General features: G+C 72.8%; 14 protein-coding genes. 8 read left to right on the plus strand and 6 right to left on the minus strand.

Annotated elements, in window-relative coordinates; genetic code table 11:
* The first annotated feature begins 29 nt into the window (after positions 1-29).
* Both SGLAU_RS27165 and SGLAU_RS27170 read left to right on the plus strand, forming a co-directional pair.
* Positions 30-458 (plus strand): OsmC family protein, encoded by a 429-nt coding sequence (locus SGLAU_RS27165; protein WP_043507104.1) that lies wholly within the window; start codon positions 30-32, stop codon positions 456-458.
* A gap of 264 nt (positions 459-722) precedes the next feature.
* Positions 723-1,496, plus strand: a complete 774-nt coding sequence (locus tag SGLAU_RS27170) for a glycerophosphodiester phosphodiesterase family protein (RefSeq protein WP_052413907.1) — start codon at positions 723-725, stop codon at positions 1,494-1,496.
* Between the two features lie 112 nt (positions 1,497-1,608).
* Here the strand turns inward: SGLAU_RS27170 and SGLAU_RS27175 are convergent, their stop codons facing one another.
* Both SGLAU_RS27175 and SGLAU_RS27180 read right to left on the minus strand, forming a co-directional pair.
* Positions 1,609-2,424, minus strand: a complete 816-nt coding sequence (locus tag SGLAU_RS27175; protein ID WP_043505148.1) for an SAM-dependent methyltransferase — start codon at positions 2,422-2,424, stop codon at positions 1,609-1,611.
* Between the two features lie 222 nt (positions 2,425-2,646).
* On the minus strand, positions 2,647-3,510 hold the full coding sequence (locus tag SGLAU_RS27180; protein WP_078957918.1) for a helix-turn-helix domain-containing protein: 864 nt from the start codon (positions 3,508-3,510) through the stop codon (positions 2,647-2,649).
* 261 nt (positions 3,511-3,771) lie between these two features.
* Here SGLAU_RS27180 and SGLAU_RS27185 point away from each other — a divergent pair, with 261 nt between their 5' ends.
* The gene (locus SGLAU_RS27185) at positions 3,772-4,197 is read left to right on the plus strand and encodes a hypothetical protein (protein ID WP_043505151.1); all 426 of its coding nucleotides are present in this window, start codon (positions 3,772-3,774) and stop codon (positions 4,195-4,197) included.
* Here the strand turns inward: SGLAU_RS27185 and SGLAU_RS27190 are convergent.
* The gene (locus tag SGLAU_RS27190; RefSeq protein ID WP_043505152.1) at positions 4,179-5,009 is read right to left on the minus strand and encodes a helix-turn-helix domain-containing protein; all 831 of its coding nucleotides are present in this window, start codon (positions 5,007-5,009) and stop codon (positions 4,179-4,181) included. The two genes, SGLAU_RS27185 and SGLAU_RS27190, sit on opposite strands and share 19 nt — an antisense overlap.
* 29 nt (positions 5,010-5,038) lie before the next feature.
* Between SGLAU_RS27190 and SGLAU_RS27195 the strand changes: the two genes are divergently transcribed.
* The 3 genes from SGLAU_RS27195 (at position 5,039) to SGLAU_RS27205 (ending at position 7,284) form a co-directional block, all read left to right on the plus strand.
* Positions 5,039-6,127, plus strand: a complete 1,089-nt coding sequence (locus tag SGLAU_RS27195; protein WP_043505153.1) for an ADP-ribosylglycohydrolase family protein — start codon at positions 5,039-5,041, stop codon at positions 6,125-6,127.
* A gap of 82 nt (positions 6,128-6,209) precedes the next feature.
* Positions 6,210-6,515 carry a 4a-hydroxytetrahydrobiopterin dehydratase gene (locus tag SGLAU_RS27200; RefSeq protein ID WP_043505155.1) on the plus strand — a complete coding sequence of 102 codons (306 nt, stop codon included), beginning with the start codon at positions 6,210-6,212 and terminating at the stop codon, positions 6,513-6,515.
* Between the two features lie 7 nt (positions 6,516-6,522).
* Complete coding sequence (locus tag SGLAU_RS27205; RefSeq protein WP_043505156.1) at positions 6,523-7,284, plus strand: class I SAM-dependent methyltransferase; 762 nt, start codon at positions 6,523-6,525, stop codon at positions 7,282-7,284.
* 44 nt (positions 7,285-7,328) lie between these two features.
* Here the strand turns inward: SGLAU_RS27205 and SGLAU_RS27210 are convergent, their stop codons facing one another.
* Together SGLAU_RS27210 and SGLAU_RS27215 are read right to left on the minus strand one after the other, a co-directional pair.
* Complete coding sequence (locus SGLAU_RS27210; RefSeq protein WP_043505157.1) at positions 7,329-9,995, minus strand: cellulose binding domain-containing protein; 2,667 nt, start codon at positions 9,993-9,995, stop codon at positions 7,329-7,331.
* Between the two features lie 252 nt (positions 9,996-10,247).
* Entirely contained in the window at positions 10,248-13,163 is a 2,916-nt protein-coding gene (locus SGLAU_RS27215) for a glycoside hydrolase family 48 protein (RefSeq protein WP_043505158.1), read from the minus strand.
* A 445-nt stretch (positions 13,164-13,608) separates the two neighbouring features.
* On the opposite strand from SGLAU_RS27215, the gene SGLAU_RS27220 reads away from it, so the two are divergent.
* Both SGLAU_RS27220 and SGLAU_RS27225 read left to right on the plus strand, forming a co-directional pair.
* Complete coding sequence (locus SGLAU_RS27220) at positions 13,609-15,336, plus strand: glycoside hydrolase family 6 protein (RefSeq protein WP_043505160.1); 1,728 nt, start codon at positions 13,609-13,611, stop codon at positions 15,334-15,336.
* Between the two features lie 189 nt (positions 15,337-15,525).
* Positions 15,526-16,425, plus strand: a complete 900-nt coding sequence (locus SGLAU_RS27225; RefSeq protein ID WP_043505161.1) for a class I SAM-dependent methyltransferase — start codon at positions 15,526-15,528, stop codon at positions 16,423-16,425.
* A gap of 147 nt (positions 16,426-16,572) precedes the next feature.
* On the opposite strand, the gene SGLAU_RS27230 is transcribed toward SGLAU_RS27225, so the two are convergent.
* Entirely contained in the window at positions 16,573-17,409 is an 837-nt protein-coding gene (locus SGLAU_RS27230; RefSeq protein ID WP_043505163.1) for an aldo/keto reductase, read from the minus strand.
* Positions 17,410-17,510 lie beyond the last annotated feature (101 nt).

Consider the following 17,510-nt stretch of genomic DNA (forward strand, 5'->3'; position numbering starts at 1 on the left):
AGAACCGGGACGCTACGAAAGGAATGACCGTGGCCACCACGCGCTCCGCACACACCGTCTGGGAAGGCAACCTGCTCGAGGGCAACGGGGTCGTCACCTTCGACACCTCCGGCGCCATCAGCGAGCAGCCGGTGACGTGGGCTGCCCGCACCCAGGAGCCGGGCGGGAAGACCAGCCCGGAGGAGCTGATCGCCGCCGCCCACTCCAGCTGCTTCTCGATGGCCTTCTCGCACGCCCTGGCCCAGGCCGGCACCCCGCCGACCAAGCTGGTCACCTCCGCGGACGTCACCTTCCAGCCGGGTGAGGGCATCACCGGCATCCACCTCACCGTCGAGGGCACGGTGCCGGGCCTGGACGACGACGCGTTCGTCGCCGCGGCGGAGGACGCCAAGGTCAACTGCCCCGTCAGCCAGGCCCTGAAGGCGGTGCCGATCACGCTCTCGGCGAAGCTCGCCTGACGTTCCCCGAGCGATCCCGCGCCACGGTGCGGGCCGTCCCCGCCGCGGGGGACGGCCCGCACGCCGCTTCCCGCGGTCCACGGACGCGGCAGCGCGGTCCACGGACGCGGCAGGGGCCACCGCCGTGCCGAGGCGGGGAGGGGCCGGCGACGGTGGCGGGCACCTCCGGGGCACGAGGGCGCCCCACTCCGCCCCGGTACGCGGCCGCAGGCCCGCGCCGCTCGGCCCGGCCGGCCGGGTCCACCACCTCCGGGAGCCGACGCCATGACCCGACGCCCCGCCGTCTCCGCCCACCGGGGCGGAGCCGAGACCTTCGTCCCCGCGACCTGGCAGGCGTACGAGGACGCGCTGCTCAGCGGCGCCGAGTACGCCGAGATCGACATCCGGCGCACCGCCGACGGGGTCCTCGTCGTCCACCACGACCCCCGGGTGCGGCACACCGGGCCGCTGCTCGGCGAGCTGACCCACGCCGAGCTGAGCGCCCGCGCCGGCTACCCCGTGCCCGTCGTCGACGAGGTCATGGAGCTGATCGCCGGGAAGCTGATCGGGCACCTGGACCTGAAGGAGTCCGGTTACGAGGGGGACGTGATCGACCGGGCGGTCGCCCTGCTCGGCGAGGACGGTTTCGTCGCCACCACCCTGGAGGACCGCTCCGTCGCCGCGATCACCCGGGCGTACCCCAAGGTGCGCACCGTGCTGTCGCTCGGCCGGGACCGCAAGGAGATCGCCGCCGCCCGGTTCACCTCGACCCGGCTCAGCGAACTGTTCCCGATGCGCCGGGTGCGCGCGTGCGGCGCGCACGGGGTCGCCGCGCACCAGCGGCTCGCCCGCGCCAACGTGCTGCGGGAAGCCGCCCGGCACGGCCTGTTCACCATGGTCTGGACGGTCAACGAGGACACCGCGCTGCGCGGCTTCCTCACCGACCCGCGGGTGGACGTGCTGATCACCGACCGGCCGCGGCGCGCCGTGGCACTGCGCGACGAGCCGCCCGGGCCGGGCGGGCACGGCAGTCAGGCCACCGAGCCCTCCCGCCCCTGATACCGCCCGGGGCCGATGGCCCGGCCCGGGCGCCCTGCCCCGCCGCGGCCGCGCGGTCCGGGGACCGGCGAGGCGGTCCCGCGCCGCAGGAACCGCCTCGCGCGCGAGCACGTCAGGGCTTGCGCGCCACGCCCGCGTACACCGGCACGATCCCCTCCGCCTGGGCCGCGACGTCCTCCGCCTCCGGACGCCAGCCGTGCACCGGGATCAGCCCCGGCCCCAGCAGCTCCAGACCGTCGAAGAAGCGCGCGAACTCGCTCAGCGACCGGGGGTGGAACGGGGTGCCCGCACGCCGGAAGTTCTCGGCCGCCCCGGCGATGGCCTCCGGGTTCAGATCGGGGGTCACCTGGGACAGGATGAGGTAGCTGCCGGGCGCGAGCGCGTCGACGTACCGGGACAGCAGCCCGTAGACGTCGTCGCCCTCCGGGTCGGCGTCCAGGTAGTGGGTGAGCGCCACGAGGGACAGCGCCACCGGCCGGCTGAGGTCGAGGGTCTCGCCGGCCCGCGCCAGCAGCGCGTCCACGTCGCGGACGTCGGCGTGCGCGTAGGCGGTGGCGCCCTCCGCCGAGCCGTGCAGCAGCGCCTCGGCGTGCCGCAGCACGATCGGGTCGTTGTCCGCGTAGACCACCCGGCTCTCCGGCGCGGTCTTCTGCGCGACCTGGTGCAGGTTGGGCTCGGTGGGGATGCCGGTGCCGATGTCCAGGAACTGGCGGATGCCCGCCTCGGCGACCGTGCGCACGGCCCGGTGCATGAACCGGCGGTTGGCGCGCGCCCCGCGCACCACCGTGCCGTCCACGGCGAGGATCCGCCGGGCCAGCTCCTCGTCCACCGGGTAGTTGTCCTTGCCGCCCAGCCACCAGTCGTACACCCGCGCCGGGTGCGGCCGGCTGGTGTCGATACGGGCGGGGGCGGCGTCGGATGCGGTCATGACGGTGTCTTCTCCTAGGGCCTGTCCGGTGCGTGCTCTCGGTGCGCCGGCCCCTGACCCGCGTTCTGGATGTACTCGGGTCTGGGCCGGTGCGGCGAGAGTACGTGCCCGGCGCCGCGAAGCAGACGGAAATCGTCGGACCGGCCCTGGCCGGCCCCGGCCGGCGGACCCCGGGGCCGGGTCGTTCCAGGTGCCGCCGTCTCGCTGTCCCGTGCTCTGCCGTCAGAACCGCCCGCGGCACTCCTGGAGGATCTTCTTGGTGCGCCGGGCCGACGCGGCGTGCGCCGTCATGTGGTCCAGCACCTCCAGGTGCGCGGACACCTCCGCACGGGAGTCCAGATACAGCGCCCCCGTCAGGTACTCGGTGAACACCATGTCCGGCAGCTCCGGCTCGGCGAACCGGAACAGCGCGAACGGCGCGTAGGTCCCCGGGTGCGGACCGCTCGCGAACTCGGCGATCTGCAAGGTGATCCGGTCGCTCTCGACGGCCTCCAGCAGCCGGTCCAGCTGGCCGGTCATCACCTCGGGGCGGGTGCTCACCGGGCGGCGCAGCACCGTCTCGTCCATGATCACCCACAGGTGGGGCGGGTCGGGGCGGGTCAGCAGCTCCTGCCGGGCCATCCGCAGCGCCACGTGCCGTTCCAGCGACGGCCGGTCGGTCTGCCCGATGGTGCCGGCCTCCAGCACGGCCCGCGCGTACTCCTCGGTCTGCAGCAGACCGGGCACGAAGTGCGGCTCGTAGGAGCGGATCATCCGGGCCGCTCCCTCCAGGCTCACGAACAGGCTGAACCAGTCCGGCAGCACATCGTGGAACCGCTGCCACCAGCCCGGCTGGTTCGCCTCCTCGGCCAGCGTGACGAACGCCGCCACCTCGCCCTCGGGCACCCCGTAGGCGTCGAGCAGCAGCTGCACGTACGGGATCTTCAGGGAGACCTCGGCCATCTCCATGCGGCGGACGGTCGCCGGGGCCACCCGCAGGACCCGCGCCGCGTCCTCCCGGCTCAGCCCGGCCGTCTCCCGCAACTCCTGCAACCGCTTGCCGAGTACCACCTGGCCCACGGTGGGCGCCGGTCGCCGCTCACTCACGCCACGCCTCCCCTACGCGCCGGAAGTTCCCGAGCAGTCTGTCATGTTCGGGCCGAACACTCACGGGTGCGCGGTGCGCCGCCTGCCCGGCGGGACGCGCGGCCGACGGGCCCGCCCACCGCCCCGGCCCCGCATTACCTCCCGGGTAATCGACCCGGGACCCCGCCCGGCGGGATCGTGGACGCACCGGGTTCCGGGGCGGCGCACTCCGCCCCGGGGCCCGGGCCCACTGCCGACGACCTCGCCGGAGGATGATCCGCCATGTCCGCCACCCAGCTCGCCGCCCTCGCCCGCACCTCCGACCCGCGCACCATGCTGCGCCGCTTCCTGGCCCTCGACGCGGTTGTCACCGGCGCCAACGGTGTCGCCTACCTGGCCTTCTCCGGCCCGCTCGGCGACCTGCTCGGCATCGGCTCCGGACTGCTGCTCGGCCTGGGCGCGTTCCTCACCGTCTTCGCCGCGGGCGTCGGCCTGCTCGCCGCCCGCCCGCACCCCGCCGCCCTGCCCGTCCGCGTGGTCGTGGAGGCCAACCTCGCCTGGGCGGCGGCCAGTGTCGCGGCCCTCGCGCTCTGGCTCACCCCCAGCACCGCGGGCGCGGTGTGGGGCGTGCTCCAGGCGCTCACCGTCGCCGGCTTCGCCGGCCTCCAGCTCATGGCGCTGAAGGCCCGTCAGAGCACCAGCTCCTGAAGGTGCTTCACCGTCGCCGGGTCGGCCGGGAGGAACGTCTCGATGGCCAGCTCGGCGACGGTCACGTCCATCGGCGTGTTGAAGGTGGAGATCGACGAGATGAACGACAGGATCCGGCCCCCGTACTCGATCTGCATCGGCAGCGCGAAGTACGGGACCGGCTCCTCCGGCTCGGCCGACGGTGCCGTCTCCGGCACCGGATACGCCGCCACCTCCTCGTACAGCGCCCGCAGCGGCGCCGAGCGGTGCAGCGCGATCTGCCGTTCCATCTGCGCCAGCAGATGCCCCCGCCACTCACGCAGATTGCGGATCCGCGGCGCCAGCCCCCGCGGGTGCAGCGTCAGCCGCATCGCGTTCAGCGGCGGCGCCAGCAGGTCCTCGGGCACCCCCTCCAACAGCATCGTGATGCCCCGGTTCGCGGCGACCACGTCGTACGTCGCGTCCACCACCAGCGCCGGGTACGGCTCGTAGCCGCGGATCAGCCGCTCCATGCCCGCCCGCAACGCACCCAGCGCCGGGTCGTCCAGCGGGGTCTCAGGGAAGCGCGGCGCGTAACCGGCCGCCAGCAGCAGCGCGTTGCGGTCCCGCACCGGAACGTCCAGATGCTCGGCGAGGCGCAGCACCATCTCCTCGCTCGGCCGGGACCGGCCCGTCTCGATGAAGCTGATGTGCCGGGCGGAGGAGTCGGCGCGCAGCGCCAGCTCCAGCTGGCTGACCCGCCGCCGCTCCCGCCAGGACCGCAGCATCGGGCCGACTCCCCGGTCGGCGGGGGCGGTCGCGGCAGCCGCGGGCGCGGACGTGAGAATGCTCATGTGTACGACCGTAGTCGAGGAGGTACCGCGTGAACGAGACGTGGCAGCAGGCGAACTGGCAGGCACCGGCGGTACTCCGGTCGAGGGTGCGCGGCTGCCTGCTCGGCGGCGCGCTCGGCGACGCCCTCGGCTATCCCGTCGAGTTCAGCTCCCTGGACGCCATCCGCGCCGCCCACGGCGCGCGCGGCGTCACCTCCCTGGTCCCCGACGCCACCGGCGTGGCCGGGCGGATCAGCGACGACACCCAGATGACGCTGTTCACCGTCGAGGGCATCCTCGCCGCCCACCGCCGCGAACGCGAGAAGGGCATCGGCGGCGCCGCCCACCAGCTGCTGTACGAGGCCTACCGGCGCTGGCTGGTCACCCAGCAGCAGCCCGGCCCCGACGGCACCCTCGCCGGGCACCCAGGGCCCGACCGGCCCCTCCTCGCCGAGCCGTGGCTCTACGCCCGCCGCGCCCCGGGCAACGCCTGCCTGTCCGGACTGCACCAGCCCTACGTCCCCGACACGGGCGCCCCGCTCGGTGGCTTCGGCCCGGTCAACCCCAACGCCAAGGGCTGCGGCGCGGTGATGCGCTCGGCGCCGTTCGGGCTCACCGGCGCCCCCGCCGACCGCGCCTTCGACCTCGCCGCCCGCTGCGCCCGGCTCACCCACGGCCACCCCACCGGCTACTACGCGGCCGGCGCGTTCGCCGCCCTCACCGCCCATCTGCTCACCGGCGACTCCGTCGAGGGCGCCGTCCTGCGCACCCTGCGGCTGCTCGCCCGCCACCCCGGCCACGAGGAGACCACCACCGCCCTCGAACAGGCCCTCGACCTGGCCGCCCAGGGCGCGCCCGACGCGGCGAAGGTGGAGCGGCTGGGCGCCGGCTGGGTCGCCGAGGAGGCCCTGGCCATCGGCGTGTACGCGGCGCTCGCCGAACCCCGGGTGACGGACGCGCTGCTGCTCTCGGTCAACCATTCGGGTGACACCGACTCCACCGGCGCCATCTGCGGGAACATCCTCGGCGCCCGGTACGGCGACGTCGGCCTGCCGCACGCATGGCTGCGGCAGGTCGAGGGACGGGACCGGATCGCCGCGCTGGCCGACGATCTCGCGGCCGAATGTCACCGCACCTGACCCCCGGCGCACCGTCCGGCCGGGATCGCGGCGGCCGGCCTGTGGCAGGCTGGAGCCGGGCCCGACGGAAAGGAGCGAGGTCATGGCCGTGCAACCGCTGGCGCCCGAGGAGATCGAGGACCGCCTGGCCGGACTGCCGGGCTGGTCGGTGGACGAGGACCGCCTCACCCGCACCTACCGGCTCGGCTCGCACATCGCCGCCGCCGCGCTCGTGATGCACATCGCCCGGGTGCAGGACGAGCTGGACCACCACTCCGACCTCACCCTCGGCTACCACAGCGTGACCGTGTCGGTGCACACGCACAGCGTCGGCGGCAAGGTCACCGAGCTGGACGTCGAGCTGGCCCGCCGCGTGTCCGACCTCGCCCCGGCCCACGGGGCGAGCTGAGCCGGCGGTGCTGGACTACAGCCGGGAGGCCGAGCGCTACGACGCCTCCCGGGGCGGCGAACCCCGCGCGGCCGCCGCCGCGGAAGGCGTCCTCCACCTGGTGCCCGGTGACGCCCGCCGGCTGCTCGACCTCGCCTGCGGCACCGGCATCGTCACCCGGCGGCTCGCCGCGGCCCGGGACGGCCTGCGGGTCACCGGGGCCGATCTCACCGACGCGATGGTGCGCCGCGCCGCCGCCCGCCTCCCGGGCGCCGTGCTCCGCGCCGACGCCCGCCGGCTGCCGTTCGCCGACGGCACCTTCGACGCGGTGACCAGTGTGTGGCTGCTCCACCTGCTGCCCGGCCCGGCCGCCGTGCGGGCCGTCGTCGCCGAGTGCGCGCGCGTACTGCGCCCGGGCGGGGTCTGGGTCACCACCGTCGACAAGGCCGCCGGGCACAACGTCGGCAGCGACATCGACGCCGTCCTCGCGGCCCGCCCCCGCACCCCCGCCGCCGACGAGTCGGCGGCCGTCGAGGCGCACGCCGCCGCGCACGGCCTGCTCCCGGCCGGGCGGACCCGCTTCCCCGGCCGCGGCCAGGGCCGCAGCCCCCGCCGCGCCATCGCCGACCTGCGCCGCGGCTGGTTCGTCGCCCTGCCGCCCGGCGACCCCCTGGCCGACGCGTTCGCCGAGCGCCTGGCCGCCCTTCCCGACCAGGACCGCCCCCGCCCGGACCCGTGGTTCACCCTGCGGGCGTTCAGGAGGGCGGACGTGGGTCCTTCCCGGCAGTGAGTCGGCGCACGGGCGCGCGCCGGTCGCGGCGCGCGCCCCGCCGGTCAGTTCACGGTGCAGGACCGGCCGTCCAGTGTGAAGGCGGCGGGTTCGGCATCGGTGCCCGACCCGTTGCCGGTGAAGCCGAAGCCCACCGACGAGCCGGGGGCCACGCTCGCGTTCCAGCCGACGTTCCTCGCCGTCACGGACGAACCGGTCTGGCTGTGCCCGGCGTTCCACATCTGCGCCACCGTCTGGCCGCCCGGGAAGGTCCAGCTCAGCGACCAGCCGTTCCACGCGGTGTCCCCGGTGTTGGACAACCGCACGTCCGCCTGGAAGCCGCCCGGCCACTGGTTGGTGATCTCGTAGGTCACCGCGCAGGCACCCGTGGGCGTCGGGGTGGGACCCGGATCCGTGCCGCCGCCCCCGTCGCCGGTGCCGGAGGTGTCGCCGTAGATCACCCCGCGTCCGTTGGTCGCCACGTACACCCGGCCGAACACCCGCGGGTCGCCGGTGATCGCCGCGCCGGTCCAGCCCCACTGGTGGGCGTCGTCGTTGATCCGGGTCCACGTCGCGCCCTTGTCGGTGGAGCGGAAGATGCCGCGCACCCCGCCGATCTCGGCGCTGGTGTAGAGCGTCTGGTACGAGGCGCCGGCCGCCGCCTTGCCGAAGCCGATGGTGTCGGCCTGCTCCACGTTCGGCAGCCTGGTGAAGGTGGCGCCGCCGTCCGTGGAGTGCCACAGGCCGTACGCCCCGTCGCTCGCGCCGCCCGCCAGCCAGATGTCGCCCTTGGCGCCGGGCAGCGCCTTGAAGCGCACGCTGTCGCCGCCGGGCAGGCCGGCCGCGGGGGAGGCGGTGAAGGTGGCGCCGCCGTCCGTGCTGACGTAGAACTTCCCGGACTTGAAGCCGTAGAAGGTCTTCGGGTCGACCCGGTCGGACTCGACGATCGCGCCCGCGGGGATGCCGGCGGACGCCCGCCACGACGAGCCGAAGCCGGTCGTGTGGTGCACGCCGGCGCCCTGCGGGCTCCACACGAAGCGGCTGCCGTCGGCCGCCGCCGCGACCGTGCCGCCGCCGCTCACCCCGGACGGGTCGGTGCCCGCGAACCAGTTGGCGCCGTTGTCCGTGGAGAACGCGATGTGCGGGCCGGAGTCGAGGTTGCCCACCCGGACCACCGTGTCCGGGGCGGACTCCGCGTAGTCGAGGCTGGTGGTGGAGGTGAAGTTGGGGGAGGTGTACATCATCGGCGGGACCTTCGTCAGGTCCGTGTGCCGGAAGCCGCCGATGTCACCGAGGGCGCTGAGCAGCGGCGCGCCCGACGGGGGAGAGGCGAGGTCGAGGACCGCGGTCTCCTCCAGTCCCCGCACCATCGGCCGGATGACGAACTTGGCCCCGGTGTCCCAGTCGGTGAGGTTCTCGGTGCCGTAGACCGTGGCGCCGGTGCCGTACATCATCCGGTCCGAGTCGAACGGGTCGATCTCCAGCGCCTCGGTCATCCAGCCGAGCTTCGGGGTCTGCTCGGGCGGGGACGGGCTGGCGCCCCAGGTCAGCCACGGGGAGGACGAGACGTCCATCGTGTACCGGTTCTCGCGGTTCGGGTACGAGGTGTAGTCCCACGCCTTGGTCCAGGTGGCGCCGCTGTCGGTGGAGCGGAAGATCTGGGTGTCCGGCCACCAGGAGCTGTAGGCCGTGGCCATGAGGGTGCCCGGCCTCTGCCGGTCGACCGTCAGTCCGCTGAAGCCGTAGTAGGTGTCGGCCTCGGCGACGGGGCTGATGTCGGTCCAGGTGCCGGTGGCGGTGGTGTACCGCCAGAGCCGGCCCTTGCCGCCGTCGTAGGGGCCGCCCTTGTCGCTGTACGCGATGTACAACTGGCCCTCGACCGTGTCCAGCACGCCCTTGTGGGCCAGGTGTCCCGTCGGCTGCCCCGCCAGCCGCTGCCAGGTCGCGCCCGCGTCCGTCGAGCGGTAGACCGCGTTCTCCTTGTCGGCGACCCCGACGTAGATCGTCCTGGTGGCGCTGCCGGCGGTGCCGGTGGACTCGTCGAAGGTGACCCAGACGATGCCCTGGTTGTCGCTGGCGTAGCCGGAGGTGTCGGCGGGGTCCTGGGCGTAGTTGCCCACGTTGGGGAAGTTCGCCACCTGCGACCAGGTCGCCCCCGAGTCCGTCGACCGCCACAGGCCCTTGCCGCTGGGCGCGCCCAGGTACAGCACGCTGTTGCGGTGCGGGTCGACGGCGAGTCGCTCGCCCATGCCGCGGCCCGGCATGTTGCCGCCCAGCTTGAAGGGCAGGTCCGTCCTGCGCCAGCTGGCGCCGCGGTCGGCGGAGCGCAGCACGGCCCCGTTGCCCGGGTCCCAGTCGTTGGTGTAGGTGCCGACCGCCGCGTACACCCTGTCGGGGTCCACCGGGTCGGAGGCGATGCTCACCACGCCCGTGTGGCCCCAGTCGTCCCAGCCGACGTGGTCCAGCAGGGGCGTCCACGTCTTCGTCGACTGCTGCCAGCGGTAGGCGCCGCCGATGTCGGTGCGGGCGTAGGCGAGGTTCCTCTCCTTGCGGTTGAAGACGATGCCGGGGACGAAGCCGCCCCCGTCGATCCGGGCGTTCTTCCAGGTGTAGGTGTCGGCGGTGATCGACACCTCTCGCTCGACGGGCTCGGCCGCCAGCGCGGGCGGGGCGCCCGCGAGCAGGCCGGCCGCGAGCGCCAGCACGGCCGTGAGGATGCGGGTTCTTCGCACGGTGGGGATGTCCTTCCTGCTGCGGAAGCTGAGGCAGGGACGGTGCGGGTGCGGGTGCGGGTGCGGGTGCGGGTGCGGGTGCGGGTGCGGGGTGGGGACGGACGACGGCCGGGCGGCCCCCAGTGCGGGTGGGGACCGCCCGGCCGGACGGCCTCGCCGTCAGGTGACGAGGCCACGTACGCGGAGCCTTCAGGCGGTTCCGGGACCGAGCGGTGAGCACCACCGTCCGGCCCGCGGAGCGCCCGGCGGGGACTATTCGAGGAGCTCCGCGTACGAACCCATGGCGGTGGCGATGTCCACCTGGGCCCAGAACCGGTGATACGTGAACGTGGGCGCGGCACCGCCCGCGAGGTAGCTCTCGATCTTCGACCAGGACGGGTCGTTCTTGTAGAACGAACGGATCGACGAGAAGGTCGAGGACGAGTTGATCGTGTCGCCGTTCGGCATGGTGCCGGTCCAGCCGCTCGGGATGTAGATCTTCTCGTTGAAGCGGCTGTAGTCCGTGCGGGTCTCCGGGACGGCGATGCCGAGCGCGTCCTGGTTGTTCTCCCACATGCCGTCGAGCAGGGCCTTCGCCACCCGTGCCGCGTCCGTGTCACCGGAGCGGTCGGCGTAGTACGTCAGGGTCTTGGCGTACGAGGCGGCCACGCCGACGTCGTTGGTGTAGTCGACGACGGTGACGTGCAGCCCGGTGTTGCCGCCGGGGCTGGACGGGTTCCAGGTGTCGGGCTTGCCCGACCACTGGAGGGTGGACGGGATCCGGAAGGAGCCGTCCGGGTTGACGGTGGTCTTGGACAGCGCCCAGTCGACCCACTTGTCGAGCACGACCTTGGCGTCCGCGTCACCCGTCTGCTGGTAGTACTCGGCGACCCGCTCCATCGACCACGCCTGGAAGCCGAACCACTGGTTGGACGGCGGGTCGTGGTAGACGGGCTTCTCGTCGTAGTACATGCCGTAGAAGGTCGGCGTGCCGGCCGGCGGGGTGGCGTAGCGGCCCGCCCAGCTGTTGGTGGCACCGCCCGCGATGGCGCCCTCGGCCGACTGCAGCCAGCGGTAGAACTCCAGCTGCCGGTCGAGGGACTTCGCCCAGTCCGCCTGGCCCGTCGCCGACTTCGGCTTCAGGTCCGGGTAGTTGGCCAGGGCGTGCGCGGCGAGCGGGTTCTGGTAGCCGCCGTGGGCGTGGGAGGAGCCGATGCGCCAGGCCCAGCCCGCCGAGGTGTCGACGGCGCCGCCCCAGGCGTAGTACCAGGACAGCAGGTAGTGCGAGGAGTCCTTGCCGGTGCCCGCCGGGCAGGCCGTCGGCCCCACGCAGTTGCCGACCTTCTTGAAGTACTTGTCGTACATCGCGTACCGCAGGTAGTCGCCCATCTTCGCCGCCTTGGCGACGGTGGCCGCGACCTGCGAGCCCTTGCCCTGCTGCTCGGCCCAGATGTCCGCCCAGTAGGCGGCCTGCACCGCGCGCGCGTCGGCGTCGGGGGCGTTGGTGAACTTCCACTGCTTGGCGTAGGAGGAGTCACCGGTGAACAGGTCCAGATAGCCGTTGCGGCCGCCGTACTTGAAGGCGTCGCAGGTCGGCTGCGGGACCGTCTCCCAGACCGACTCCTGGGCGCCGCGCTGGAAGGTGTTGATGTACGACGGGCCGGTGTCCGCCGGTCCGGCCTCGCACTTGCCGGGCGAGTTGCCGTAGCCGTAGACGTTGTCGACGTCCTGCAGCCAGTGCATGCCGTAGACCTCGTCCGTGCCGTACGCGGACCTCAGCTCGGCGGCGATCGGGTCCGGTCCGACCGAGACCCCGCTCTCCAGCTTCGCCGGGTACTCGTTGGGGGTGTCGAGTTCCGGTGCGTACGTCGCGGGCTTCGAGGCGTTGTAGAAGGAGTTGGTCGGCTGGTCGGCCTTGGTGGGGATCATGTACTTCTCCATGATCTCCCAGGCGCCGTTGAACTTGGTCCAGTCGCCCGTCACCTTGCCGTACATGGCCTGGAGCCACAGCAGGTAGCTGTACGCCTCCGACGTGGTCTCATGGCCGTGGTCCGGCGCCTCGACGATCAGCGTCTCCACCGAGTGGTAGGGGATGCCCTCGGGGGAGAAGTAGCCGTTCGCCGGGTTGGTGATCTTGCCGTACAGCTCCAGGAAGCGGGCGTCGTACTCCTTGGCCGCCCCGATCTGGGTGACGGTCACCGAGGCCTTGCCGTGGCCGGGCGCCGCCGACTCGAAGACGGCCGCGCCGGTGCCGGTGGAGTCGGCGCTGACGGTCACCGTCTGCGGGGTGTTCCAGTTCGACGGGGTGAAGGTGAGCGAGGCGCCGCCGGTCACCGAGAGGCCCGTGTTGCCGGAGGCCCGGGTGGTGGTGACGGTGACGTTGCCGGACGGCCGGGTCGACAGCCGCAGCTCATAGGTGCCCGTCTTCCCCTGCTGGACGGGGAGTTGCGTCGGGGAGGCGACCACGGCGGGTCCCGACGCGACCGTGATGCCGACCGGCGTCGAGGACGCCGACGCCCCGAGGCTGTCGTAGGCCTTCGCCACCAGCGAATGACTGCCCACGGTCAAACCGGAGGCGGTGTGCGTGTAGGGCGCGGTGGTGTCCGTGCCCAGCAGGGTGGTGTCGTCGTAGAACTCGACCTTGGTGATGTTCGCGTTGTCCGCCGCGGCGGCGGTGGCCGCGAGCGGCACCGCGTCGCCCTGTGCGTAGACCGCGCCCGCCGCGGGGCTGGTCAGCACAGTGATGGGCGGCTGGTGGGCGCCGGCACAGGTGGTGCCGTTCACCGCGAACGAGGTGGGCGCGGTGTTGGTGCCGCTGTAGGTGAACTGGGCGCCGGCGGACACGGCCGCGCCGGCCGCGACCCGGCCGTTGTACGGCGCGTTCCGCACCGTGACCGTCTGACCGGACTGGGACCAGGTGCCGTTCCAGCCGTTGGTCAGCTTCTGGTTGCCACCGTAGGAGTACGTCAGCGTCCAGCCGTCGATCACGTCCGTACCGCGGTTGGTGAACGTGAGCTCCGCGGTGAAGCCGGAACCCCAGTCGTTGGTCTTGTAGTCGACGCTGCACTGGAGCGCCGCCGCGTGCGCGGGGCTCGGGTTGGCGGCCAGCATCGACAGGGGTACCGCGAGGGCCGCGAACGCGGCTGTCCATAACCGCCGCGTGGCGCGGCGTCTGCTTCTCAGGGGCATGATCTGGTTCCTCCTTGCGGCGGCTGAGGGGGGCGGAAAAGTCAAGGCTTGAACCAGTGGGAGCGCTCCCATAGTGAGGACGGGGCCAGTTCCGGTCAAGACGCTTGAAGAGTCGAAAAGATTCGATGAACACGTCGACGGAAAAGTCAAGCAACTCCCCTGTTGTTCACCGTCACTTGGCGCTACCTTCGCCATCACCAGTGGGAGCGATTCCGCCAGTCGTCACGTCCGTCCCGACGTGCCCGAGCTGCAAGGACTCGCTCATGCGACACCCCCCGCGTTCAGGTCTTTTACTCGTCGGCGCCGCCCGGCCCGCTCCCTGAGGCCCCCTCGCGCCCGCTCCTGACTCGCTCGCGTCGACGCCGTCCGGCCCGACGCGCACTCGACCGCGCCCCGCTGCGGGCGCGCACTCCCCACAGCAGCCAGAGAACAGGAACCCGCACTGATGAGCCGTACCCGAACGAGAACAGCACTGCTCGCCGCACTCACGCTCGTGGGCGGTGCGACCGGGACCGCCATGGCCGCGATGCCCGGTGACGTCGGCGCCGCCGCCGTACCCTGCACCGTCGACTACAAGGTGCAGAACCAGTGGAGCACCGGCTTCACCGCCTCCGTCACCATCACCAACAACGGCGCCGCCAAGTCCGCATGGTCGGTGAAGTGGTCCTACGCCGGCAACCAGCGGGTCACCAGCGCCTGGAACGCCAAGGTCACCCAGAGCGGGGCCGCCGTCACCGCCGCCAACGAGGGCTACAACGGCCAGCTCCCCACCGGCGGCTCGGTCAACTTCGGCTTCCAGGGCAGCTACAGCGGCACCAACGCGATCCCGGCCACCTTCACCCTCGACGGCGTCACCTGCAACGTCGACGACGGCAGCGGAGGACCCGGCGGCCCCACCGACCCGCCGCCGAACCCGTCCGGCAAGGCCGACAACCCGTACGCGGGCGCCAAGGGCTACGTGAACCCCGAGTGGTCCGCGAAGGCCGCCGCCGAGCCGGGCGGCAGCCGCATCGCCAACCAGCCCACCGGCGTGTGGCTGGACCGGATCGCCGCCATCAACGGCGTCAACGGCGGCATGGGCCTGCGCGACCACCTCGACGAGGCGCTGCGGCAGAAGGGCACCGGCGAGCTGTACATCCAGCTGGTCATCTACAACCTGCCCGGCCGTGACTGCTCCGCCCTCGCCTCCAACGGCGAGCTCGGCCCGACGGAGATCGACAAGTACAAGACCCAGTACATCGACCCGATCGCCGCGATCCTCGCCGACCCCAAGTACAAGGACCTGCGGATCGTCACCACGATCGAGATCGACTCGCTGCCCAACCTCGTCACCAACGTCACCCCGCGGCCCACCGCCACGCCCAACTGCGACGTGATGAAGGCCAACGGCAACTACCAGAAGGGCGTCGGCTACGCCCTGAACAAGCTCGGCGACATCCCCAACGTCTACAACTACATCGACGCCGGCCACCACGGCTGGCTCGGCTGGGACGACAACTTCGGGCCCTCCGCCGACATGTTCAAGACCGCCGCCACCACCGAGGGCGCCACCGTCTCCGACGTGCACGGCTTCATCGTCAACACCGCCAACTACAGCGCCCTGAAGGAGGACCACTTCAAGATCACGGACACGGTGAACGGGACCTCCGTGCGCCAGTCCAAGTGGGTCGACTGGAACCGCTACACCGACGAGCTGTCCTACGCCCAGGCCATGCGCGACAAGCTCGTCTCGATCGGCTTCGACTCGAAGATCGGCATGCTGATCGACACCTCCCGCAACGGCTGGGGCGGCACCGCGCGGCCCACCGGACCGGGCGCCCTGACCAACGTCGACACCTACGTCGACGGCGGCCGCTACGACCGCCGCATCCACCTCGGCAACTGGTGCAACCAGGCCGGGGCGGGACTCGGCGAGCGGCCGCGGGCCAACCCCGAGCCGGGCATCGACGCCTACGTCTGGATGAAGCCGCCGGGGGAGTCCGACGGATCCAGCAAGGAGATCCCGAACAACGAGGGCAAGGGCTTCGACCGGATGTGCGACCCGACGTACACCGGCAACCCGCGCAACAACAACAACATGTCCGGCGCCCTGCCCGACGCCCCGATCTCCGGCCACTGGTTCTCCGCGCAGTTCCAGCAGCTGATGCGGAACGCCTACCCGCCGCTGTCCTGACGGCGGACCCGGGCACCGCGGCATCCGGTGGCCGCGGTGGCCGGGCCGACGACCGGTGAACCGCCGGGGCCGGCCCGCGTGGCCGTGCCCCGGCGGGCCGTCGGGCGTTTGCCGTCCCGGCAACCCGGCTTGCCTCCCCGCGGCGTGCCGCCGCACCCTTGGCGGCACCCGGAGGAGAGGCTGAGCACCATGGCGCACGAGCACGACCACGAGCACGACCAGCACCACCACCGGCACCATGACCACGGCGACATCGACTGGGCCGGGATGGCCCCGCTGCTGGAGTCGCAGGCCGAGCTGTACGCCCCGCTGTACGAGCGGGCGCTGGCCTGGCTGGCCCGGCAGCAGACCGACCCGGGCCTGGTGGTGGACGCGGGCAGCGGGCCCGGTGTCGTCTCCTGCCTGCTCGCCGAGACCTTCCCCGGTGCCCGGGTGGTCGCCGTCGACGGCGCCGAGCCCCTGCTGGAGCGCGCCCGCGCCCGCGCCGAACGCCTCGGAGTCGCCGACCGGTTCGGCACCCTCGCCGGGGAACTGCCCGGTGTCCTCGGCGACCTCGACTATCCGGCCGACCTGCTGTGGGCCGGCCGCAGCGTGCACCACCTCGGCGACCAGCGGGCCGCCCTCGCCGCCTTCGCCGGCCGGCTCGCCCCCGGCGGCACGCTCGCCGTCCTGGAGGGCGGGCTGCCCGCCCGTTTCCTCCCCCGCGACCTCGGCTTCGGCCGCCCCGGACTCCAGGCCCGGCTCGACGCGCTGCACGAGGAGTGGTTCGCGCAGATGCGGGCGGGCCTGCCCGGCAGCGTCGCGGAGACGGAGGACTGGCCCGCCCTGCTCGCCGCCGCCGGCCTCGGCCACCCGCACAGCCGCAGCTTCCTGCTGGACCTGCCCGCCCCCGCCACCGGCCGGGCCCGCGCCCATGTCGCCGCCACCCTGTCCCGGCTCCGCGACTCCTTCGGTGACCACCTCGACGCCGGCGACCGCGCCACCCTCGACCGGCTGCTCGACCCCGACGACGAGGGGAGCGTGCACCGGCGGCCGGACGTGTTCGTCCTGGCCGCGCACACCGTGCACACGGCGACGAAGTCCCTGTGAGCCGTACGACGCCCCTGGGAGACGTACGAGGTCGCCGTGCGACGCACGCCGCGCCCGCGGGGCCCAGGCCGGCCCGGAACGAGCGCGCCCCCCGGGACCTCGACCCGGTCCCGGGGGGCGCGCTCGCCGTGGCCGTACCGCCGCGGCTCAGGCCATGTCGAACTCGGCGGGGTCCGGGCCGATCCGCCGGTCCTCGTTCAGCGCGCTGATCGCCGCCAGGTCCTCGGTGTCCAGGCTGAAGTCGAAGACGTCGATGTTCTCCTCGATCCGGGAGGGCGTCACCGACTTCGGGATGACCACGTTGCCCAGCTGGATGTGCCAGCGCAGCACGACCTGGGCCGGCGTGCGGCCGTGCTTCTGCGCGATGGCGACGATGGCCGGGACCTCCAGCAGGCCCTTGCCCTGGCCCAGCGGCGACCAGGCCTCGGTGGCGATGCCGTGGTCCGCGTGGTACTGCCGCGTGGCGTGCTGCTGGAGGTGGGGGTGCAGCTCGATCTGGTTGACCGCCGGGACGACCGAGGTCTCGTCGATCAGCCGCTCCAGGTGCTCCGGCAGGAAGTTGGAGACGCCGATGGCCTTGATCCGCCCGTCGGCGTGGAGCTTCTCGAACGCCCGGTAGGTGTCGACGTAGGTGTCCCGGGCCGGCAGCGGCCAGTGGATGAGGTACAGGTCCACGTAGTCCAGGCCGAGCTTGGACAGCGAGAGGTCGAAGGCACGCAGTGTGGAGTCGTACCCCTGGTCGCTGTTCCAGAGCTTGGTGGTGACGAAGAGCTCCTCGCGGGGGATGCCGGAGGCGGCGACGGCCTTGCCGGTGCCCTCTTCGTTGCCGTAGATCGCCGCTGTGTCGATGCTGCGGTACCCGGCCTCCAGAGCGGTGGTGACCGCCCGCTCCGCCTCGTCGTCCGGCACCTGCCAGACGCCGAAGCCCAGCTGGGGCATCTCGACGCCGTTGTTGAGGATGATCGGGGGGACCTTGCTGCTCACGAGCTTGTGATCCTTCGGTTGTCGTCAGGTGGTACTCATATCGTCAACGATCACGGGCCGCGATGCATTCCTGACCGGGGAATCCATGTGCGCGTGCGCGT

This window comes from Streptomyces glaucescens (assembly GCF_000761215.1).
Classification (GTDB): Bacteria; Actinomycetota; Actinomycetes; order Streptomycetales; family Streptomycetaceae; genus Streptomyces; species Streptomyces glaucescens_B.

Bases quoted from the DNA above. Each gene is read 5' to 3' on its own strand.
- SGLAU_RS27170 (WP_052413907.1), top strand. From the start codon at position 723: ATGACCCGACGCCCCGCCGTCTCCGCCCACCGGGGCGGAGCCGAGACC.
- SGLAU_RS27175 (WP_043505148.1), bottom strand. From the start codon at position 2,424: ATGACCGCATCCGACGCCGCCCCCGCCCGTATCGACACCAGCCGGCCG.
- SGLAU_RS27185 (WP_043505151.1), top strand. From the start codon at position 3,772: ATGTCCGCCACCCAGCTCGCCGCCCTCGCCCGCACCTCCGACCCGCGC.
- SGLAU_RS27190 (WP_043505152.1), bottom strand. From the start codon at position 5,009: ATGAGCATTCTCACGTCCGCGCCCGCGGCTGCCGCGACCGCCCCCGCC.
- SGLAU_RS27200 (WP_043505155.1), top strand. From the start codon at position 6,210: ATGGCCGTGCAACCGCTGGCGCCCGAGGAGATCGAGGACCGCCTGGCC.
- SGLAU_RS27215 (WP_043505158.1), bottom strand. From the start codon at position 13,163: ATGCCCCTGAGAAGCAGACGCCGCGCCACGCGGCGGTTATGGACAGCC.
- SGLAU_RS27220 (WP_043505160.1), top strand. From the start codon at position 13,609: ATGAGCCGTACCCGAACGAGAACAGCACTGCTCGCCGCACTCACGCTC.
- SGLAU_RS27225 (WP_043505161.1), top strand. From the start codon at position 15,526: ATGGCGCACGAGCACGACCACGAGCACGACCAGCACCACCACCGGCAC.